This is a genomic window from Methanobrevibacter sp. (genome assembly GCF_045126245.1).
Classification (GTDB): Archaea; Methanobacteriota; Methanobacteria; order Methanobacteriales; family Methanobacteriaceae; genus Methanocatella.
Window position 1 is genome coordinate 1 of record NZ_JBGVOG010000107.1, and the last position, 19,584, is coordinate 19,584.

Sequence of the window (19,584 nt, forward strand, 5' to 3'; positions counted from 1 at the left end):
TATCCAATGCCAATAGGACAACATGAGGATTTTTAAACTCATTATAACTATCGTATTTTGACAGCTCATCGCCGATGCGTTCATAATATCCTCGGTCAAGCTCATCCACAAGCTTCAGAAATCTTTCATCATTCTCATCGCTAAAAACAGTATCCATGTTACTCATCCAATATATTTGCCTTCCACCCAATAACTAGTTTTTGGCTGAAATCCTTGCTTTGAAGGTGCTTTTCAAAAATATTGAACTACCTCGACTTTGGTGAAGTCGAGGATTCTTACTTCACGGGCTGATACTCTCCCACGAGAGTAGGATTACCGTGCTATCCCCCCTGCTCCAGAGGTTCATTGTTTCATTGATTAAATCTGTTAATCCTTGTTTTAGAATGTTTTTAGCGGCGTTTATGTCTCGGTCATGTATTTTTTGGCATTGTGGGCATTTCCATTCTGTTTCATATTTTAGGTCTTTGTTGTAGTATCCGCAGTTGTTGCATGTTTTGCTTGATGGGTACCATCTGCTGATTTGTCTTAGTGTTTTTCCGTATATTTCGGCTTTGTATTTGAGCATTTCGACAAATTTTTTCCATGCGATTTTTTGTAATTTTGGACTGTAGCGAGGATTTTGAAACATTCCTTTTATGTTTAAGTCTTCGAGTATGATTATGTCGTATTTTTCTACGATTTTTGTGGTTGTTTTGTGGTAGTAGTCATTGATTTTGTTCTTTTTTTGGTCTATCCATTTCCAGTAGGTTTTTAGTGTTTTTTTGTATCGATTACTGTTGTGTTTTTTTCGGGATAGTCTTTTTTGGTATTTTTTGATCATGTTTTCCTCGTAGGTAACGTCTAAATTGGCTATTTTTAGTCCGTTGTCGAGTGTTGCTAGTGTTCTCATACCTAAATCGATTCCGACGAATTGTTTTGTTTTAGGAAATTCTGGTATTTCAGTTTCGATGTTAAATACGGCGTAATATTTTCCATTTTCTATTTTAATTGTCACATTATTGATTTTAACTTTTTTTAATTTTTCACGATATTTTTTACTTGTCCTGTAATACACCCCTCCCAATTTTGGTAAAATAATTGTATGAGGTTTGATTTTTATATTGCCATTGTTTTGTATTCTGAATGCTTTTTTATCATGTTTTTTGGATTTAAATCTTGGATAATCACTTTCACCATTGAAAAACTTATTATAAGCATGTATAAGATCCCTATAAACTTGTTGCAGGGTTGATGATTCGCTTAAGTATAAAAAATCATGTTCTTTTTTGAGCATATTTAACATGGCGTTAAAAGTGGTCATGTTGCATTTCAGCTTACTGTAACCATGGAATTTGAATAATTTATAGGTTTCTTTATAGTATTCTAAGAGTTTATTCCATGTAAACCTAGAATTACCTATATTCTGATTAATTTTAACCACCATATCCTCATCCGGATACAACCTAACCTTCAAACCCTGATTAACACATTTCATAAAAAAACACTTAAAACTCCATTTAGAGATAATTTTAAAATTAATTATAAACTAATTTAAATAATAAATAATATATAAAGAAATAGAGAGAGCATTTGAAAACTAATATCTTCAGATGCCTTTTTGTGAAATTCATCTCCGACCTTAAAGAGGTCAGAGTATTCTTTCACTATTGAGATAAAATATTTCTGAATATTATGAAAATTATAAAACAGGATACAAAAGAGGGAATTATTGAAGTTGTTCCAGAAACATTGGATGATTTATGGCATTTGTCACATATTGTTGAAGTTGGTGACAATGCATCTTCCAAAACAACACGCCGTATACAGGACAATACTGGAGATAAACTCAGAAGCGATAGGGGAGTTAAAAAAACTTTTTATTTGGGATTAGACATTGAAAATATCAGTTTTCATTTGTTCACAGGAAAATTAAGACTGACGGGTGTCATTACAAGAGGTCCCGAAGACCTGATTCCGTTGGGATCCCATCATACTCTCGAAGTCAAGCTCAACACCCCAATCACCATCAGAAAGGAAAAATGGCCAAAATGGGCAATCAAAAGACTTAATCAGGCTATTGATGCCTCTAAAAAGTTATCTGCAATAATTGTAGTTCTGGAAGATGATACCGCAACACTAGGTTTGATGAGACAATTCGGCATTGAATATTATGGTCCGATTAAGGGTTCAGTCTCAGGCAAGAGGATACTGGATAAAAACAGGCAGAAAAACATTATCCAGTTTTATGAAAAGGTAATTGAGTCAATAGTCAAATTCGATTCAATCCAAAACATTGTCATTGCGGGGCCGGGCTTTGTCAAGAATGACTTTTATGATTATCTGAAGGAAAAGCATAAGGATCTGGCAAATATTGCAATCATTGAAAGTACCGGTTCTGGAGGCCGCGTTGGAATTTCGGAGGTTCTCAAAAAGGGAACGGTTGAAAAGTTAACTTCAGAAAACAGGGTGGCCCTGGAAATGATGGCCATTGACAATCTTCTTTCAGAAATAGGGAAAAACTCATCCAAAATAGCTTACGGGTTAAAAGAAACAAAAAATGCAATCAACATGGGGGCCGTAAGCGAACTTTTAGTTTTGGATACTAAAGTGGCCAGTGAGAATATGGGCGATTTGATGGACATGGTCGAAAACATGAAAGGGGAAGTGATGGTTATAAGCAGTGAGCATGAAGGCGGCAAACAATTGGAAAGTTTGGGAGGTATGGCCGCAATTTTGAGGTATGAAATTTGATAATTGAAAGTAATACAAAATTTATATAGAATAAAGTATTATATCTTATTATAAATAATTGAATTATAGATTAGTTGATAAATATGATGTATTCGTCAATTTTTATTGCATTGCTTTATGTTTTTATTCTATCAGCAGCAGGAACCCTAGTTTTAGATAAGATATTCGAGTTTCTTGGCAAAAGGGGATATCTTGGAAATTTATATCCTAATGTCCGTGGAGGTATTCCGAGAGCCATTGGTTTAGTTCCATTCATCATATTATCTTTTTATTTAATCCCAAGATTTAATAATCTGGTTTTGATTATGGGAATTTTTGCATTCATTGACGATGTAATGGGAAGAAAAAAATGCGCACCTTTAGGAATTGAATGGGGTCAGCTTTCAAGGGGATTTGGAATCTTATTGGTTATGATTGCCGGACTTCTTGAAGGTCTGGGGATTTCCGCGATTATCATCGCTCTTATGGTTCAGCCCCTCAATATTTCAGATATGCAGCCGGGATCAACTTGTATCGTGACAATCATCATGTCAGTTTTAACTATTCTAATTATGATAATCATTAACTCACCTCCGGCAGCCGAGCTGGTAGCTGTATACACTCCATTACTGATTTTAGTGGTGTGTCTAGGTTACTGCCCTCTTGACTTTTCAGGAAAAATCATGTTGGGTGAAGTGGGAAACCATACATTCGGTATAGCATTGGGAGCAGCATTCTATTTGGTTGGCGGAGTTTGGTGGCTGATTTTCATGGCAATAGTCACCACAGCTTTAATTGCATTTGTCAGACGCAATACATTAAGGGTATTCTTCAGACAAAACCTCGGACTGTTAAATCCGACTTTCGGAGATTACTTTATGGATGTGCTGACCGGTGGAGGATTGGGAGACCTAATCAGGAAATTGGTTTTGGAAGACAGGCAATATTCCGTCGAACATCCAATATTGATTATGTTGGGCTTTAGAAGATTGTTATATAATCCTTATGCAAAACAGACCATACATTACAGGGTTTCTAGAAGGAAAAATGAACCGCCTAGACTTGGGAGAAAATTATGAAAGCTTTATTTGTTGTTACCGGCAGGGGATTAGGCGGAGATGCTGCTATTGCGATTAACACGATTAAAGCATTAGAAAAAAAGGGTGTGCAATGCGAAATAGCATTGGATGAATCCGCTATAGGCACATTATTTGAAAAGAATGGTTATTCATGGCATAAAATATCCATCCCTCAGGCCGGAGGGCATGCCGCCACTAAGTTATCTGCAGCCAAAGGTGCTTTAAAGCTAATAGGTGCCACTTTCAAGGCCAGAAAGCTTATCAAAAAATTAGACGTCGATTTTGTTGTCGGAGTTTTAGGTGGTGGAGCTATTGTAGGTTCATTGGGATCCAAATTTGCAAGAAAACCTGCTTTTTCTTTAATATCTACTCCGTTGGATTCAAAAGTCTGTCCAAAATTCAATAAATGTTTTTTATTCCCTGAAATTGATATATTCCGTTGGGATTCACTTCCAAAAAATATGGAAAGGTCTTATTATCCGTTGTCCGACAATATTGGTCAGGGCGATGTTGACAAAGCTCTTTTGAAACTTAAGGAATTTTCCATCTTTGATGAAAACAAGAAAACTGTTTTATTTTCTTCAGGTTCCTCTCTTTTCAAGGGCATGGTGGATGCGGTCAGTTTGGCTTCACAGCATGCCGATAAATATAATCTGGTTCTGGTGGGGTTGCCTCTTGAGGAGGAATATCTCGATTCGATAGATGACACTAAAGTTATTTATGCAGGTTATATCGACTGGCTCAACGATTTATTCAAATTCGTTGATTTGGCCGTTTTGACCGATGATGGAATTTCAATTGAAGAGTCATTAACATCAAATACCCCAATTGTTGCACTAACCAGAATCAAATGGGGAAGATATCAGAATATGGCTGGGGTCTATAAAGGAGCCATCATAGAATCTGAAGTCGAAGACGTATGCAAAAGCATTGACGAGGCATTTGAAAATATGGACTCCTTAAAGGAGAATACTCATAAATATGCCAAGCTTTGTTCTCAAGCCGGTGAGGAGATGGCAACTAAAATGCTAAAAGAATTGGAATAGTGGCGTTATAACCACATATTCTTTATAATTTTGTAATTTGAATCAGTTGAAGGATGAACTTCTAAAAATTCATCATAATCATCCAAATCATATCCCTCTCTCATCAGATAGGACAGATATGCCACATCACTTGGGGAAGATGGAGATATTGAGTTGATTCTTTTTATTTTGTTGTTTATCTTGTCAAATTCCACTTCGGTATATCCTGTATCGCCGGTTAATATGTTCCAAAATGAGCCGGGACCTGCAATTCCTGGAATTCCAATGGTTTCCAAATCTTCGCATTCGTTTTTTTCATCTTCAACAAAGCTCACTTCCATGTTCAAACTGAGAGTTTGAGGAATGCAGCTGTAACTCACCTTATTGGAATAGTTTGCCATATTTCTTGCTGCGGTTATGCCTTCCATTCTTGCCACTGGGGTCAATAGATGTCCTCCGGTAACATCTCCTGCGGCATATACATTTTCAGCGCTGGTTTGCATCATTTCGTTGACTTTTATGGTTCTGTCAGGGTTCAGTTCAACAAATCCTTCTGCAATTTCGCTGTTTGGGGTTCTTCCTGTTGCAAAAAATGGGGTGCCGTCTAATTCATCATCATTATCGGTCAGTATCTTGTTTTTGAAAACCTCTTTGATGCCTGTGTCTTCATAAATGTCAATGTCCTGCAGTATGTTTTTCAAAACATATTCCTTTGCGTTTTGCCCAAGTTCCTTTAGGAATTTGCTTCTTACAATAACGTTGACTTCACTTCCGAGGGTGGAGTAGATATTGGCTATTTCACAGGCTATGACTCCCCCTCCGATTATATTTAATTTTTCGGGAACATCATCAAGCTTTAAAATGTCCTTGTTTGTCAGTCCGTATTCACTGCCCTTCACGTTCGGAATGAATGGGCGGGCTCCTGTAGCTATTAGTAAATTGTCATATTCAAAGCTTTCGTTGTTTACTTTTACGCTATCTCCCTCAATATTGGCTTCACCATATACAATGTCATTGCCTACACTTTCATTTTCCATCTGGTTTATTTTTCTAAGTAGTTTCTGGGTTTCAACAATTTTTTCAACGATTTTACCATAGGAAATGTCCATTTGACTTTTGATAAATCCGTGATTGTTGAATCTATTGTTGGAATCGATAAATTTTGTAATGTCGGTTAATGCACAAATGACCATACATCCCTCATTTAGACAGGTTCCGGCTATATGATTTTTTTCAATTAAAGTAACGTTTTCACCAAGTTTTCCAAGTTGCAGGGAAGCTAATCTTCCCGCAGGTCCAGATCCGATAACAATATTATTCATTAAAACACCCTTAGATAATTTTATATAATATTATGTAATAATTAATTTATATATTAAATTTTGGAGATGGAATAATGTGTATTGCAGCACCTGCTCAAATTGTTGAAATTAACAAAGAAGAAAATAGATTGTATGCCGACTTTGGTGGAGCAAGACAGGAAGCTAAAATGGACTTATTGCCTGATGTGGAAGTTGGCGATTACGTTCTTATCCATGCCGGTTATGCAATTGAAAAATTAACTGAAGAAGCTGCTAAAGAATCTTTAGAAGCTTGGGAAGAACTTTTAGATTTTCTTGAAGAAGAAGACAGAGAAATGGAAAAAGCAAGAATGGAACATTTAGAAAAGATTGAAAATCAGTAAATTGACACTCTTGTTACTCCTTTTATTTTTAAAAATTCATTTATTATTTCGCCGCTCACTGGTTTTTCAGTGATTATGGTTAATGACGGAACTTTTTGAAGCTCGGTATCTTCGGCATAAGCCTGTCTTATATCGATTCCTTCTTTTGATATTATATTTGCAGTAGCTGCAAGGATCCCTTCACTTTCAGATCCGACTTCTATTTCTACAACGCCCAATCCAAGGTTTTTCGCTATATTCTTTAAGAGGGTTCCTGCAGGAACAATATTGCTGAAAATATTATTTAACTCTTCATCGGCTCTTATGATTTCAATTGTTGATTTAATCACTCTTCTATCAACGCCTGTTGCAGTAGCCAATGATTTGTCGCTTATTTTTAAATTTCCGCAGTAAATCTTGCCGTCTTCACTTAAAGACAATCCCAGTTCAATCATTTTTTCGGCAACCCTTATACGTGCAGGATATTTTTTGAATTTTTCATTAATTTTGTCCCAGATAAATATCATCGCTCCAACTTTTTGTACATTCATGTTATATTGTGTTGAAGTAATTATATAAAACTAGTTATTTCAAAAAAGGGATGTTATTTAAAATAAGTAATATCAGATAAAATCATCTAAAATAGTCTAAATTCAGTAAAGTAAGTTAAAAGTAGGCTAGATGGGATTCGAACCCATGACCTCCCGGTTATCAGCCGAGCGCGCTAACCAAGCTGTGCCACTAGCCTATAAAAATAGTCACGACAGTTAACTGTCAACACTTATACTTATATTAATAGCTATATATAATCTTTTCGGTAATTAGATTATATATAGAAATTAAATAAGTTTTGAAAAAAAATTATCTGTTAATCATTTCGTTAATGGAGTCTGCCATTGCATGTCCTTCAACGGTGATTATTGCTTTTTCAATACCTTCAACGCTTTCAGCTCTAATTTTTGCATCAGCTGCAATACGGGTAATACTCATACATCCTGGATTGGTAGGTTTAAGTATAATTTCAGCTTGATCGCCGTCTACGGTAATATCTTGTACAATGCCCATTTCTACAATACTTATTCCCATATGAGGGTCATTAATTACAGAAACAGCATTTTTTATATCATTTACTAATTCTTCTGACATAATATAGTCTCCTATACTTTATTGATTGTAGTTATAATTATTACTAATTATCTTTATATATGTTTTGTTTGATTAAGTTGAAATTAAATTCTATTTTAATCTGTGCTTTATTTTAACGCCGATGCCATTGGTGCATTCTTCCATTTCACGGCCGGTCATTATTGCTTTTCCAACGCCAACGACTTCATCTCCGCGAACAACAACGACTTCATCGTTTGGAATGATTTTATGGTCCGCTTTTTCGATTCCCGGTGCAAACACGGTATTGGTTTCCAGATTGAAATCGATGTTTACAACATTAATGTTCAAATCTTTCAATATTTCTCCGCCGGGAAGATTCAGTCTAAATAAACCATGATCCTTATTGAGCAAAGCCAATTGCTTACCGTTGGAAAGTATTCTTTTGTGATACATTCCTTTTGTTTTAACATTTTCAGGGATAAAGTCATAGGCTTCCTCACCAAATTGATACATTGCAATTGACCTTAGTTCATGCAGAGTTTTTTCTCTTCTGTTGACTCTTTGGTGATTTTTAAGTTCCATTCTTAAGTTATAAAGTGATTCTGGTGATGTTGGTCTTCCATCTTCACAGACATTGATGAAATCATCCACATGCTGTTCGCAGCATTCCAAATAACCTCCGCTGAGGTTGGCAATTATGGTTTTTCCTTCACAATAACTTTTGATTAGTTTTCCGCTTTCGTCAATTTCATCCTGTGACCATGATCCTGTTGTGCTGACGTCATAGGATTGAATGGGAAAGGTATTTTCAAGTTCCCGTGGGCAGATTCCAAAAGGGGATGTCACAATTAGTTCCTGAAATGACCTTGTAATCTTTCTGAATTTCTGATGGGATTTTGAATTTGAATAAGGTTTTTTCATGCTGCAGGGCAATAAGACAACGGTATCTCCAAGAGGCTTCATCATTTCCATTCTCTGTCTCCATCGCACTGCTTCCGGGCGGTACAAAGACTCTTCACTTGAACATATAACTTTCATATTATCACTCAAAATCTTTTATCAGCTCTTTATCTAATTTAAGCAATCTTTTAATATTGTCTTCACTGTCAGGTATTCTTCTCTTCCATTTTTCAATGACGAAATCAATGTCCACTTCTTCGCTGCCGCTGACCAAATTGTCTGCATGGGCCACGATTTTCTCTTCAAGGGTTTCCGGAAGATATGATTTTTTCGGAAGGCCAAGTTTTACGGCTTCATCCTCAGTAATTCCCGCACCGATATGTCTTTCGATAATGTTTAAAACATCCTTTCCATAACCGTATTTTTCAGCGATTTTCACGCCTTCAATTGCGTGGGTTATGCCATGTGTTTTGGATCTTCCAATATCATGCAGCAGAGCACCTTTTCTAATAAGGTCCTTATCCGCATCATCAAAATTAGCCGCTATTTCCATAGCTTTCTTTAAAACAGCTAGAGAATGTTGAATAACATTTTCGGGAGTATTTTCCTTTTCAAGTAATTCAATTTCCATTTTATCTTATTTCTGGACTTTTTGAGTAAATGAATTAAAATTACTTTCAACCATTTTAATGTCTTCTTTCAGCTGTTCGATATTTTGTGCGTTGTCTTGGAATTCAAGTTCTTCGCCACATGCAGGGCATAAAAATTCATAGTCTGAGGATTCATCGAAATCAAGTCTCACATGGCCTTGAGGGCATATGAAGAACATATTGTTTTCTTCACGTTCCAATTCATCATTAAGCATTTTTAAGTATTTTTCAGAATCCTTGATAATACGTGTGATCACTTCTTCGGTTTCAAATTTCCATGAATATGTGAACCATTGAGTTTCAGGGTCTTTACTTCTTTTATAACTAGCTAATCCCATGTCATAAAGTTTGTAAAGTATTTTTCTAACGATGTTTAATTTAATTCCAGTTTTTTTAGCAATTTCTTCATCGGTTTCAATTCCATCGATTAATGCTTGAACAATAGGTAAATTGCTTTCATCTTCAACAACATTGGTCAATAAAGTCTTTACTAATGGATCATCTATCATTTAATTTCCCCTAAAGTCTCATTATCATTTTTAATCTATACTGAAGATATAAAAAAATAAACTAAAATTATGATAACTTATTAAAATTAATGTTTAGTTATGTCTTTTTTATTATAAAAACATAACTAATTAATATAAACTTTAAGCTATTTTGGATAATTGACTGGTATATTATTTTTTCTGATGATTACCGCAGGGGTGTGTGTTATTGAATCGAGATCCTCAATTGTAACCTCATCAATTTCGGCTCCCAGGACTTCCTTTACGCTGTGGATTGTTTTCATTTCAGTTGACAATGATTTTTGATAATCCTCTGCAATGTTTGCCATTTTCAATCCTTCTTCAACGCTTATATTTTCACTGCATCCCAGAGGGGTTGATCCCATATTTTCAGACAGCTGTCCTTTCAGATATCCGAAAAATCCCTTGTCTGCCTCAATGCCGTCGATGGCTATCGGCAGGCCTGTAAAATATTTGCCGTTTTTCATGTATGTCGCATCGGTGTCGATAATCAAAACACAGATGTCCTTTCCAATTTCGGATTTGATTTCTTTGGCCACCTTCTCGGGATTTTCAGGAAGCAGCGAAACGAATGTTCCCGGCGCATTACTCAAATCAATTCCCGCTTCCGAAGCCGGTTTCAAAGCATGTTTTAGCCCATACAACTGCAAAACCACTTCCTTGTGTGCTTTGGTTTCTTCAGGAAGTTTCCTGAGATTTTTTATTGTCCTTTTTTTGATTCCAAGCAAAGGTCCAAAAACATATCCCCAAAGGTATTTGCTCCAAACTGTTGTTAAAAATTTGGCGGTTAATGAAGGAGTATATTCCGATTCATCGACGAGTCTGTTCTGTGAAACTGAAATTGGTGTTTCTGCTATTACCAAATAATCGCCATCCCTTATTAATTCCCTTGCAGGATTAATGATTGAATCCAAATTTTCATTAGGTTTGATATATCCCGTTTCGATGGGAATTACTATATAATCTCCATTAATCACATGCTTTGTATTTTTTAATTCTTTGCCTGTCATAAAAATCTTTTTAAAACAAATTGTCTAATATATAGTATAATGCTATTGATTTATTTATAATTTTATATGGTGTTAATATGGCAAGAAAATTCATTACATATTTTGATAAGGAAGGCGAATATTATACAGATGAATTGATTTTGGTTGTTAAAGATAAATTGGATTTGGCTGAAAACATTAAACACATTGTGATTGCTTCTGCAACTGGTGAATCCGCTTTAAAATTAGCTGATGCGGTTGGAGATAGAGTGAAAATAATCAATGTTACTCATCATTACGGTTTCAGCGGAGAAAACGAATCCGATATTTCCGATGAGATGATTCAAAAACTGGAAGCTGAAGGAATTGTCACTTTATTCGGATTGCATGCATTCAGCGGTGCTGCAAGGGGCGTAACCAATAAGTACGGAGGATATTCTCCGCTAGATGTTGTTGCAGACACTTTCAGAATGTTTTCTCATGGTATTAAGGTTGCAGCTGAAATCTCAATAATGGCTGCAGATGCCGGTTTGATTCCTGCTGGTGAAGAGATCATTGCCATTGGGGGCAGGGGTCACGGCGTTGACAGTGCGGTTATCTTAACTCCGGTCAATGCTAAGAATTTATTTGATATGAAGATTCATGAAATCATTGCAATGCCAAGGGATTAATTTAATATATTATGAAATAGAAAATATTTTTTTCATATTTTTTAAATAGTAGTTGCATTTAAATATTAGTTGCAATAGAAATATTTAACAATTAATTATAATAGCAGAGTATGTGGGGTTAATTCGTGAAATTTATAGATGATGCAATCAAAGAATCCGAACAAAGAATGGAAGAGAAAACACCAGATAAACTCGCTTCTGACATAGATGATGAGCTTATCAAGATAATGGATGGTGTTAAAACTAAAATTTTCGTTGTTGGTGCTGGAGGAGCAGGTAACAACACTATTTCAAGATTAAACGAAATGGGTATCGAAGGAGCAACTACAATTGCGGTAAACACTGATGCTCAAGATTTATTTTACAGTCAATCCAGCAAAAAAATATTATTGGGTAGACAAACTTCAAAAGGATTGGGGGCAGGCGGAGAGCCTTCCGTCGGTGAAGAATGTGCTGAAGAAAGTGAAGATGAAATTAGAGATGAATTAGTAGGCGCAGACATGGTATTTGTCACATGCGGTCTTGGTGGGGGAACAGGTACAGGTTCAGCTCCAATCATCGCTAAATTATCCAAAAAATTAGGCGCATTAACTGTTGCTGTTGCAACTTTGCCATTTTCTGCTGAAGGAATTAAAAGAAGGGAAAATGCAGAACAAGGTTTGGAAAAACTTCAAGAATCTGCAGACACTGTTATTATTATACCTAATGATAAATTACTGGAAGTTGCACCAAACTTACCTTTAAACAAGGCATTCATGGTTTCTGATGAAATCCTTGGAAGAGCAGTTAAAGGAATTACTGAACTAATTACTAAAAGAGGTCTTGTAAGTTTGGACTTTGCAGATATTAGAAGTATCATGAGTGGTTCTGGAATGGCTATGATTGGTATGGGCGAATCCGATTCTGGAGACAGAGCTTTAGAATCTGTACATGAAGCATTAAGCAGCCCATTATTAGACATTGACATTTCAAATGCTACTGGTGCTTTAGTTAACATATCAGGTAGTTCTGATTTAACTTTACATGAAGCAGAAAAGATTGTTCAAGTTGTTGCTGATAAATTAGATCCTGAGGCCAACATTATTTGGGGTACTCAAATTGATGAAAGCCTTCAAAATATGGTTAGGACCACTGTGGTCGTTTCAGGCATTAAAACTAATTATGATACCAACAATGAACCTGAAATTGAATATGCTGAAGAAAAAGTTGATTCTGAATCAGCTAATGATCAATTAGATGATTTCATAGATGGAATCTTCTAATTCCATTTTCTTATTTTTTTTCAATAATGCAAACATTTATTAATGTTTAAAATATAAATTATTTTATTACTATTATTTTATTATAATTCATTAAACTATGGTTCCATAGTTTTTTTAATTTTGGGTATTTAAAATGAATGTACAAGAAAGTTTTAATAAATTTATTAAAGACAGTAAAAGAGTATTGAAAGTATCAAGAAAGCCAGACAGGCAAGAATACATAGAGCTTGCAAAAGTCACATCAATAGGCGTAGTCATTGTTGGTGTTATCGGATTTGCAATTTTTTTACTAGGCTCATTAATTGGTTTATAAAACAATTAACCATTTTTGATCCAATAAATTATAATAGAATTTTGTAATAATTTTGTATCTTTTTGATTTAGATTTTGACTTGTAAGTCGTAACTATAATCAATTATATGATATTATTAGAACCTAGGGAAGCTGGGGGATAGCTTAGTCAATTTTCACTTATGTGAATTACCTAAGAACCTGCAATTTTGGATTGCAGTGCTTCAAATAACTTTTAACTTAATGTATGATTTTAACCAGTAAATTATGAAATAGGTGAATTTTTCATGGAAGATACTAATAGTTCCATATATGCTCTTAAAACCTCTGCAGGTCAAGAAAGGAATGTTGCTAGACTTCTAGCGCGTAAAGCAAAAACAATCGACGGTATAGGCATTTCTTCAATTCTTGTTCCGGAATCTTTAAAAGGGTATATTTTAGTTGAATCCTCAACAAAAATAGATCTTAGAAATCCTGACTTGAAAGTACAACATTTAAGAGGTGTTGTAGAAGGTAGTGTAGGAATTACTTTTGATGAAGTAAAAAGATTCTTAAAACCGGAGCCTATTATTTCCTCTATTCAAAAAGGAAGTATTGTCGAGCTTATTTCTGGACCGTTCAAAGGAGAAAGGGCGAAAGTGGTTCGTATTGATGAATCACGTGAAGAAGTCGTTCTAGAGTTAATAGAAGCAGCAGTACCTATTCCGGTTACTGTTAAAGCTGATCAAATTAGAATAATTCAAAAGGAGGCTGACTGATGGCTAAAGATACAGTCGAAGTTCTTATCGAAGGTGGAAGCGCTACTCCTGGACCTCCATTAGGCCCAGCTTTAGGACCTTTCGGTATTAACATGATGCAAGTAGTTGAAGAAATCAATAAAAAAAGTGCTGACTTTGCTGGAATGAAAGTGCCTGTTAAAGTTATCATTGACAGAGATACCAAAGAATTTGATATTGAAATTGGTACTCCGCCAACAACTGCTCTTATCATGGAAGAATTAGGCATCGAAAAAGCTTCTCACGAGCCAGGTTTAGACATCATTAACGACTTGCCAATTGAAACTGCTTTAAAAATTGCTAGAATGAAATTTGATTCATTACTTTCTAACGATTACAAAGCGGCTACAAAAGAAGTTATGGGAACCTGTGTAAGTATGGGATTAACCGTTGACGGTAAAGACCCAAGAGAAGCACAGAAAGATGTAGATGCTGGAGTATACGATGATATCTTAGTAGAATAGATATGGTCGTTTTAATTAAATTAAGTTAATAAATGCAGTGTATATGATGTTATAATTGCGATTATAATTGATATACTGTTTTTAATTCATGCAATCGTTTAAGAATTTTTTTCTTAGTAATCGATACTCATGAAACCAAAAAAAATCCAATGAACAATAATGTTCATGGGGGATGAATATGACACAAGATGTAGTAAACGCGGTGAAGGAGGCTAAAGAACAATCTAAGCCGAGAAACTTCACTGAGTCTGTCGATATTATTATTAATATCCGCGACTTAGATGTCAGAAAGCCAGAAAATAGGTTTAATGAGGAAGTTACTCTTCCTAACGGCCGTGGCAAAGATGTTAAAATCGGAGTCATAGCTGACGGGGAACTCATTGTTCAAGCTAAAAATGCTGGTCTTGACGTTGTAATCAACAAACAGGATTTAGAAGAGTTCGGAAAAGACAGAAAATCAGCTAAAAAAATGGCTAACTCTGTTGATTTCTTAGTAGCTCAAGCTGATATGATGCCACTAGTTGGTAGATTCTTAGGTCCAGTTTTAGGACCTCGTGGAAAAATGCCAAAACCAGTGCCTGCAAGTATCAAATTGGATCCTCTTTTAGATAGATTACAAAGTACTGTCAAAGTTGGTGTAAAACAACAAGCAAGTATTCAGATTGTTGTCGGAAGCCAAGACATGGCAGCTGAAGACATAGCAGAAAATGTAGAAACTGTTCTTACAGTCTTAGACCGCAATTTAGAAAAAGGAAGAAGTCAAATCAAGTCCATGTTTATAAAAACAACTATGGGACCAGTAGTGAGGGTGATCTAATGGCTCATGTTGCTGAATGGAAAAAGGAAGAAGTTAAAGAGCTTTCAGGGATTATTGACAAATACGATGTAATCGGTATTGTCGACTTATTAAACATTCCTGCAAAACAGCTCCAAGAAATGAGAAAATCTCTCAACGGCAAAGCTGTTATCAGAATGTCTAAAAAGAATCTCATAGATTTAGCTCTTGAAGATTGTAATGCTGATAAAAACAACATTGTTGATTTATCCGGACATATGGATGGTCAAATTGCTCTTATCGCAACTGAAATGAATCCTTTCAAATTGTACAAAATATTGGAAGACAGCAAAACCCAAGCTCCTGCAAAACCAGGAACTATTGCACCTGACGATATTGTTGTACCAAGCGGTGACACAGGATTCGAACCAGGTCCATTTTTAGGTGAATTGCAACAAGTTGGAATTCCTGCAAAAATTGATAAAGGTAAAATCTGCGTACAAAAAGACACTGTTGTTGTAAAAGCAGGTGAAGAAGTATCTAAACAAGTAGCAGCTACTTTATCAAGAATGGATATTAATCCTATGGAAGTAGGAATCGATTTAAAAGCAGTATACGAAGAAGGATCTATTTACACTTCCGATGTGCTTGCAATCGACGAAGAACAAACATTAGCAGATTTACAAAAAGCGTTCTCAGGCGCATTCAACTTATCTGTAAATGCAGCTATACCTACAACAAAAACTATTTCCGCAATATTATCTCTCGCACATACCAGAGCTGTCAGCGTTGGTGTAGAAGGAGCTATATTGACTTCCAAAACTTCAGAACCAATTCTCGGTCTTGTAAATGCTAGAATGTTAGCTATTGCATCTGCAATTGCTGATGTTGAAGGTGCAATTGACGATGAATTAGCAGAAAAACTTTCCAATGTTGCTGTAGCAGCAGCTCCAGTAGTAGAGGAAGAAGTTGTTGAAGAAGAGGAAGAAGAGGAAGAAGAAGAGGATAGCGAAGGAGAAGCAGCAGCTGGGTTAGGAGCTCTCTTCGGTTAAATTAATATAAATTTTTATTATTTAAGAACTAACACTTTAAAAAATTAATGGTGATAACATGGAATATATATATGCGGCAATGATTTTGCACAGTGCAGAAAAAGATATTAACGAAGAAAATGTTAAAAGTATTATTGAAGCAGCAGGTATCGACGCTGATGATGCTAGAATTAAAGCATTAATCGCAGCTTTAGAAGATGTTGACATCGAAGAAGCTATCGAAACCGCAGCTGTTGCAGCAGCAGCTCCTGCAGCTGCAGCTCCAGTAGCAGAAGCTGTTGAAGAAGAAGAGGAAGAAGAAGAGGAAGAAGAAGAAGCTTCTGAAGAAGAAGCAGCAGCTGGATTAGGTGCTCTCTTCGGATAGATTTTTTAATCTATCACCTTTCTTTTTTTTATTTTTCTTTTTTTACTTAAATTTCGCTTATTTTTACTTAAAACTATTTTTAAATATTTGGATTTCTTAGAAAATTAGTGATGTTGATGTGTTCATGAGATTGGTTGATCTTGTCCAGGTAATTTTTTCTTTCAACCATATTGATTCTTTATGATTTTTGTATTTTTAAAATAGTTTTCTATAAGAAACAATTTATCTAATTTTTTCAAAATAGTTTTCTATATGAAAGGTATTTTCATTGTTTTTAAAATGAGTCACTATTGATTTTAGAATGAATATTTTTTGGAACTTCAAAAAAAGCTAGAAAAAGTGGCTAACACTCCAAGAGAAGAAGAGTTCAGACTTCAGATTGAGAAAATTGATGCTTTAATAGCTCATCTTGAAAAAGAACTCAATGAATAAAAACTCATCAATTGAGTTAAACATTCTGTTTTACAATTAACTTAATCAAAAATCCCATAAATCTACCCATCATCAAAAATTTATTTATTAAACAAAATACATAGTATATACTAATAAATATTTTGAACTGATTTATATGGTAGAAATTTTTGATAAACTTGGTTATAAAAAGCAAACTTGTAAAACCTGCGGACAGGAGTTCTACTCTCAGGTAGACAGAGACACCTGTGGGGACGCTCCGTGTGATGAGTATGGCTTTATCGCAAACCCTGCAACCGACAAGCCGTACAATCTATACGAAGTCCAGCAGGTTTTCAGAGAATTTTTGGAAAGCGAAGGACACACTCATGTCCACAGATATCCTGTACTTGCAAAAAGGTGGAGAGATGATGTATTCCTTGTTGGAGCATCCATTTTCTGCTTCCAGCCTTGGATTACCTCAGGTTTGGTAAAACCGCCTGCAAACCCTATCGAAATGGCACAGCCTTCAATAAGGCTCAACGACGTCGACAATGTCGGACGTACAGGAAGGCACATGACCTGCTTTACAATGGGAACACATACGGTAATCAACAAGGAAGATGACTTCATCTACTGGGAAGACCGTACAATTGAATTATGCCACAAATTCTTTGCACACATCGGAATCAACACAGAAGAGGTCACCTTCATCAAGTCTTGGTGGGCAGGAGGAGGAAACGAGGGACCATGTTACGAAGTGTGCTGCAGAGGCGTTGAGCTTGCAACTTTAGTGTTCATCCAATATGAAACTTTAGAAGACGGATCCAAAAAGGAAATCCCAATCAAGGTTGTCGATACAGGATACGGTCTTGAAAGGATAGCTTGGATTTCACAGGGAACTCCGACAGCATATGACGCGTGTTTTGCACCGGTCGTGGACAAGCTCAAAGAGCTCACAGGTGTCGAAATCAACGAGGACATCCAGGGAAGAAATGCCCAAATCGCAGGAATGATGGATATCGAAGACATCGGGGACTTAAAAGAGCTAAGACAGCAAGTGGCAGACAGCCTAAACCTTTCCCTAGATGATTATTTAAAAGCAGCAGAGCCTATGGAGGCAATCTACATAATCGCAGACCACACAAGATGCCTTGCCTTCATGCTTGCAGACGGAATCATCCCTTCAAACGTCAAGGAAGGATACCTTGCAAGGCTGGTCTTAAGAAGAACAATCCGCTTCATGAAAGATTTAAACATGAAAGAATCGTTAGCTGATGTAATGGCAATCCAATTGGACTTTTTATCAAAATTCTACCCAGAAATTCGTGATTCAGAAGAACATATCATGAATATCATCACTTTAGAAGAAGAAAGATATGCCGCAACCGTCAAGAAAGGAAGAAGCATTGTCAAAAGATCCATCAAAAGGCTTAAAAAAGAGGGCAAATCAGAAATGCCTCTTGAAATGTTAATCGATTTGTATGATGCTCATGGAATTCCTCCGGAAACTGTTGTTGAAATGGCCGGTGATGATTTTACTGTAAATGTTCCGGACAACTTCTTCACACAGGTTGCAGGGGCTCATGAGAAGGATACAACCAACAAAAAAGACACATTCAAAGTAGACTTCCCTGAAACAGAATTGTTATTCTATAAAGATTTCTACCAAAAAGAGTTTGATGCTGAAGTTTTAGGTTTAGTCGAGAAGGATGGAGACAAATGTCTCATCTTTGATAAAACAGTGTTTTACCCTGAAGGAGGAGGCCAACCTTCCGACATAGGTGAAGTTTCCATTGACGGAAATGTCTTTAAAATGAATCATGCTGAAAAAATCAACAATGTCGTATTGCATCATGTAGATGGAGACATCAAAGATGATGTAGTATGCAAAAAAGTCATCGGAAAACTTGACTGGGAGAGAAGAATTACACTTGCGCGCCACCATACCGGAACCCACCTTGTCATTGCGGCTGCAAGAAAAGTGTTGGGTCAGCACATTTGGCAGGCAGGTTCACAAAACGGCCTTACAAGAGCACGTATTGATTTATCACACTACAAGCGTATCACACAGGATGAACTCAACGAAATCGAAAAGCTTGCAAATGAATACGTCATGGACAACATCGATTTGGACATCCAGTTCCACACAAGAGATGAAGCACAGGAATTGTATGGATTTGTACTTTATCAGGGAGGTATTGTTCCCGGTAAAATGATTCGTGTAGTCAAAATCCCTGGAATTGATGTACAGGCATGCGCAGGTACACATGTTTTAAGAACAGGTGTTGTTGGACCAATCAAAATCAACAAAACCGAAAGGGTTCAGGATGGTGTTGAAAGGATTGATTTCTCAGCAGGTTTGGCTGCAATTGATTCAATGCAGCATGACGGTGAACTTTTACGTGAAAGTTCAGCCATTTTCAAGGTTGAAAATGACCAATTGCCGAAAACATGTGACAGGTTCTTCAGCGAATGGAAAGCACAGAAAAACGAAATCGACAAGTTAAAATCAGAAATAGCTTCCCTAAAAATGAATTCCCTTGCAGATGATTTCACTGAAATCAATGGCTTGAAAGTAGTCTCACAACTCATTGACGGTGACTTTAAGGAGCTTCAAAAGATAGCTACAGATTTTACTGATAACGGTAAGGCGGATGTGGTTGTTATGGGAAACAATGATGGTAAGATTGTTGGAGCAGCTTCACAAGCAGCCATTGACAGTGGAGTTAAAATCAATGAGATTATCAAAACTGCAGCCGGCGTATTGGGCGGTGGCGGCGGAGGCCGTTTGACACTCGCACAGGGTGCAGGTAAAAACGCTGATAAAATGGATGAAGCTATTCAAACTGCAGTTGATTTAATTAAAGGATAATTCAAATCCTTT

Annotated in this window: 21 protein-coding genes and 1 tRNA gene; 13 read left to right on the top strand and 9 right to left on the bottom strand. The window is 36.2% G+C overall.

Going from position 1 to position 19,584, the window contains the following annotated elements:
• Positions 1-280 precede the first annotated feature (280 nt).
• A complete protein-coding gene (locus ACJMLZ_RS07795; RefSeq protein ID WP_405305063.1) occupies positions 281-1,474 on the bottom strand; it encodes an RNA-guided endonuclease InsQ/TnpB family protein in 1,194 nt (397 codons plus the stop codon).
• Positions 1,475-1,671: 197 nt separating this feature from the next.
• On the opposite strand from ACJMLZ_RS07795, the gene ACJMLZ_RS07800 reads away from it, so the two are divergent.
• The 3 genes from ACJMLZ_RS07800 to ACJMLZ_RS07810 all read left to right on the top strand — a co-directional run bounded on the left by ACJMLZ_RS07800 (position 1,672) and on the right by ACJMLZ_RS07810 (position 4,834).
• On the top strand, positions 1,672-2,730 hold the full coding sequence (locus tag ACJMLZ_RS07800) for an mRNA surveillance protein pelota (RefSeq protein WP_405305064.1): 1,059 nt from the start codon (positions 1,672-1,674) through the stop codon (positions 2,728-2,730).
• An 83-nt stretch (positions 2,731-2,813) separates the two neighbouring features.
• Positions 2,814-3,788 (top strand): cell wall biosynthesis protein, encoded by a 975-nt coding sequence (locus ACJMLZ_RS07805; protein WP_405305065.1) that lies wholly within the window; start codon positions 2,814-2,816, stop codon positions 3,786-3,788.
• Positions 3,785-4,834, top strand: coding sequence for a glycosyltransferase (locus tag ACJMLZ_RS07810; RefSeq protein WP_405305066.1), 1,050 nt, complete (start codon positions 3,785-3,787; stop codon positions 4,832-4,834). The genes ACJMLZ_RS07805 and ACJMLZ_RS07810 overlap by 4 nt, the downstream gene beginning before the upstream one ends.
• 5 nt (positions 4,835-4,839) lie before the next feature.
• Here the strand turns inward: ACJMLZ_RS07810 and ACJMLZ_RS07815 are convergent, their stop codons facing one another.
• The gene (locus ACJMLZ_RS07815) at positions 4,840-6,135 is read right to left on the bottom strand and encodes an FAD-dependent oxidoreductase (protein ID WP_405305067.1); all 1,296 of its coding nucleotides are present in this window, start codon (positions 6,133-6,135) and stop codon (positions 4,840-4,842) included.
• 74 nt (positions 6,136-6,209) lie between these two features.
• Here ACJMLZ_RS07815 and ACJMLZ_RS07820 point away from each other — a divergent pair, with 74 nt between their 5' ends.
• Positions 6,210-6,497, top strand: coding sequence for a HypC/HybG/HupF family hydrogenase formation chaperone (locus ACJMLZ_RS07820; protein WP_405305068.1), 288 nt, complete (start codon positions 6,210-6,212; stop codon positions 6,495-6,497).
• Here the strand turns inward: ACJMLZ_RS07820 and ACJMLZ_RS07825 are convergent.
• The 7 genes from ACJMLZ_RS07825 to ACJMLZ_RS07855 all read right to left on the bottom strand — a co-directional run bounded on the left by ACJMLZ_RS07825 (position 6,491) and on the right by ACJMLZ_RS07855 (position 10,673).
• The gene (locus ACJMLZ_RS07825) at positions 6,491-7,027 is read right to left on the bottom strand and encodes an amino acid-binding protein (protein ID WP_405305069.1); all 537 of its coding nucleotides are present in this window, start codon (positions 7,025-7,027) and stop codon (positions 6,491-6,493) included. The two genes, ACJMLZ_RS07820 and ACJMLZ_RS07825, sit on opposite strands and share 7 nt — an antisense overlap.
• Positions 7,028-7,149: 122 nt before the next feature.
• Positions 7,150-7,224 (bottom strand) — tRNA-Ile (locus tag ACJMLZ_RS07830).
• A gap of 113 nt (positions 7,225-7,337) precedes the next feature.
• Positions 7,338-7,622: an iron-sulfur cluster assembly protein gene (locus ACJMLZ_RS07835; protein WP_405305070.1), complete on the bottom strand. Its 285-nt coding sequence runs from the start codon at positions 7,620-7,622 to the stop codon at positions 7,338-7,340.
• A 90-nt stretch (positions 7,623-7,712) separates the two neighbouring features.
• A complete protein-coding gene (locus tag ACJMLZ_RS07840) occupies positions 7,713-8,621 on the bottom strand; it encodes a DUF5591 domain-containing protein (RefSeq protein WP_405305071.1) in 909 nt (302 codons plus the stop codon).
• 4 nt (positions 8,622-8,625) lie between these two features.
• Positions 8,626-9,114, bottom strand: coding sequence for a TIGR00295 family protein (locus ACJMLZ_RS07845; protein ID WP_405305072.1), 489 nt, complete (start codon positions 9,112-9,114; stop codon positions 8,626-8,628).
• A gap of 6 nt (positions 9,115-9,120) precedes the next feature.
• Positions 9,121-9,642, bottom strand: a complete 522-nt coding sequence (tfe, locus tag ACJMLZ_RS07850; RefSeq protein ID WP_405305073.1) for a transcription factor E — start codon at positions 9,640-9,642, stop codon at positions 9,121-9,123.
• Positions 9,643-9,788: 146 nt separating this feature from the next.
• Positions 9,789-10,673: a coenzyme F420-0:L-glutamate ligase gene (locus ACJMLZ_RS07855; RefSeq protein WP_405305074.1), complete on the bottom strand. Its 885-nt coding sequence runs from the start codon at positions 10,671-10,673 to the stop codon at positions 9,789-9,791.
• 77 nt (positions 10,674-10,750) lie between these two features.
• Between ACJMLZ_RS07855 and ACJMLZ_RS07860 the strand changes: the two genes are divergently transcribed.
• From ACJMLZ_RS07860 to alaS, 9 genes are all read left to right on the top strand, one after another.
• Positions 10,751-11,323, top strand: coding sequence for a pyruvate kinase alpha/beta domain-containing protein (locus ACJMLZ_RS07860; protein ID WP_405305075.1), 573 nt, complete (start codon positions 10,751-10,753; stop codon positions 11,321-11,323).
• A 125-nt stretch (positions 11,324-11,448) separates the two neighbouring features.
• The gene (ftsZ, locus tag ACJMLZ_RS07865) at positions 11,449-12,585 is read left to right on the top strand and encodes a cell division protein FtsZ (protein WP_405305076.1); all 1,137 of its coding nucleotides are present in this window, start codon (positions 11,449-11,451) and stop codon (positions 12,583-12,585) included.
• 133 nt (positions 12,586-12,718) lie between these two features.
• Positions 12,719-12,898, top strand: a complete 180-nt coding sequence (locus ACJMLZ_RS07870; RefSeq protein WP_405305077.1) for a protein translocase SEC61 complex subunit gamma — start codon at positions 12,719-12,721, stop codon at positions 12,896-12,898.
• A 265-nt stretch (positions 12,899-13,163) separates the two neighbouring features.
• On the top strand, positions 13,164-13,634 hold the full coding sequence (locus ACJMLZ_RS07875) for a transcription elongation factor Spt5 (protein WP_405305078.1): 471 nt from the start codon (positions 13,164-13,166) through the stop codon (positions 13,632-13,634).
• Positions 13,634-14,116: a 50S ribosomal protein L11 gene (locus ACJMLZ_RS07880; protein WP_405305079.1), complete on the top strand. Its 483-nt coding sequence runs from the start codon at positions 13,634-13,636 to the stop codon at positions 14,114-14,116. Before ACJMLZ_RS07875 ends, ACJMLZ_RS07880 begins: the two co-directional genes overlap by 1 nt.
• Positions 14,117-14,294: 178 nt before the next feature.
• The gene (locus ACJMLZ_RS07885) at positions 14,295-14,933 is read left to right on the top strand and encodes a 50S ribosomal protein L1 (protein WP_405305080.1); all 639 of its coding nucleotides are present in this window, start codon (positions 14,295-14,297) and stop codon (positions 14,931-14,933) included.
• Complete coding sequence (locus ACJMLZ_RS07890) at positions 14,933-15,943, top strand: 50S ribosomal protein L10 (protein WP_405305081.1); 1,011 nt, start codon at positions 14,933-14,935, stop codon at positions 15,941-15,943. The genes ACJMLZ_RS07885 and ACJMLZ_RS07890 overlap by 1 nt, the downstream gene beginning before the upstream one ends.
• 58 nt (positions 15,944-16,001) lie before the next feature.
• On the top strand, positions 16,002-16,307 hold the full coding sequence (rpl12p, locus tag ACJMLZ_RS07895; RefSeq protein WP_405305082.1) for a 50S ribosomal protein P1: 306 nt from the start codon (positions 16,002-16,004) through the stop codon (positions 16,305-16,307).
• Between the two features lie 568 nt (positions 16,308-16,875).
• A complete protein-coding gene (alaS, locus tag ACJMLZ_RS07900; protein ID WP_405305083.1) occupies positions 16,876-19,572 on the top strand; it encodes an alanine--tRNA ligase in 2,697 nt (898 codons plus the stop codon).
• Positions 19,573-19,584 lie beyond the last annotated feature (12 nt).

What these genes read in the sequence shown, in the direction of transcription:
- ACJMLZ_RS07795 (WP_405305063.1), bottom strand. Translation starts at nt 1,474, where the DNA reads ATGAAATGTGTTAATCAGGGTTTGAAGGTTAGGTTGTATCCGGATGAG.
- ACJMLZ_RS07800 (WP_405305064.1), top strand. Translation starts at nt 1,672, where the DNA reads ATGAAAATTATAAAACAGGATACAAAAGAGGGAATTATTGAAGTTGTT.
- ACJMLZ_RS07805 (WP_405305065.1), top strand. Translation starts at nt 2,814, where the DNA reads ATGATGTATTCGTCAATTTTTATTGCATTGCTTTATGTTTTTATTCTA.
- ACJMLZ_RS07810 (WP_405305066.1), top strand. Translation starts at nt 3,785, where the DNA reads ATGAAAGCTTTATTTGTTGTTACCGGCAGGGGATTAGGCGGAGATGCT.
- ACJMLZ_RS07815 (WP_405305067.1), bottom strand. Translation starts at nt 6,135, where the DNA reads ATGAATAATATTGTTATCGGATCTGGACCTGCGGGAAGATTAGCTTCC.
- ACJMLZ_RS07820 (WP_405305068.1), top strand. Translation starts at nt 6,210, where the DNA reads ATGTGTATTGCAGCACCTGCTCAAATTGTTGAAATTAACAAAGAAGAA.
- ACJMLZ_RS07825 (WP_405305069.1), bottom strand. Translation starts at nt 7,027, where the DNA reads ATGAATGTACAAAAAGTTGGAGCGATGATATTTATCTGGGACAAAATT.
- ACJMLZ_RS07835 (WP_405305070.1), bottom strand. Translation starts at nt 7,622, where the DNA reads ATGTCAGAAGAATTAGTAAATGATATAAAAAATGCTGTTTCTGTAATT.
- ACJMLZ_RS07840 (WP_405305071.1), bottom strand. Translation starts at nt 8,621, where the DNA reads ATGAAAGTTATATGTTCAAGTGAAGAGTCTTTGTACCGCCCGGAAGCA.
- ACJMLZ_RS07845 (WP_405305072.1), bottom strand. Translation starts at nt 9,114, where the DNA reads ATGGAAATTGAATTACTTGAAAAGGAAAATACTCCCGAAAATGTTATT.
- tfe (WP_405305073.1), bottom strand. Translation starts at nt 9,642, where the DNA reads ATGATAGATGATCCATTAGTAAAGACTTTATTGACCAATGTTGTTGAA.
- ACJMLZ_RS07855 (WP_405305074.1), bottom strand. Translation starts at nt 10,673, where the DNA reads ATGACAGGCAAAGAATTAAAAAATACAAAGCATGTGATTAATGGAGAT.
- ACJMLZ_RS07860 (WP_405305075.1), top strand. Translation starts at nt 10,751, where the DNA reads ATGGCAAGAAAATTCATTACATATTTTGATAAGGAAGGCGAATATTAT.
- ACJMLZ_RS07870 (WP_405305077.1), top strand. Translation starts at nt 12,719, where the DNA reads ATGAATGTACAAGAAAGTTTTAATAAATTTATTAAAGACAGTAAAAGA.
- ACJMLZ_RS07875 (WP_405305078.1), top strand. Translation starts at nt 13,164, where the DNA reads ATGGAAGATACTAATAGTTCCATATATGCTCTTAAAACCTCTGCAGGT.
- ACJMLZ_RS07880 (WP_405305079.1), top strand. Translation starts at nt 13,634, where the DNA reads ATGGCTAAAGATACAGTCGAAGTTCTTATCGAAGGTGGAAGCGCTACT.
- ACJMLZ_RS07885 (WP_405305080.1), top strand. Translation starts at nt 14,295, where the DNA reads ATGACACAAGATGTAGTAAACGCGGTGAAGGAGGCTAAAGAACAATCT.
- ACJMLZ_RS07890 (WP_405305081.1), top strand. Translation starts at nt 14,933, where the DNA reads ATGGCTCATGTTGCTGAATGGAAAAAGGAAGAAGTTAAAGAGCTTTCA.
- rpl12p (WP_405305082.1), top strand. Translation starts at nt 16,002, where the DNA reads ATGGAATATATATATGCGGCAATGATTTTGCACAGTGCAGAAAAAGAT.
- alaS (WP_405305083.1), top strand. Translation starts at nt 16,876, where the DNA reads ATGGTAGAAATTTTTGATAAACTTGGTTATAAAAAGCAAACTTGTAAA.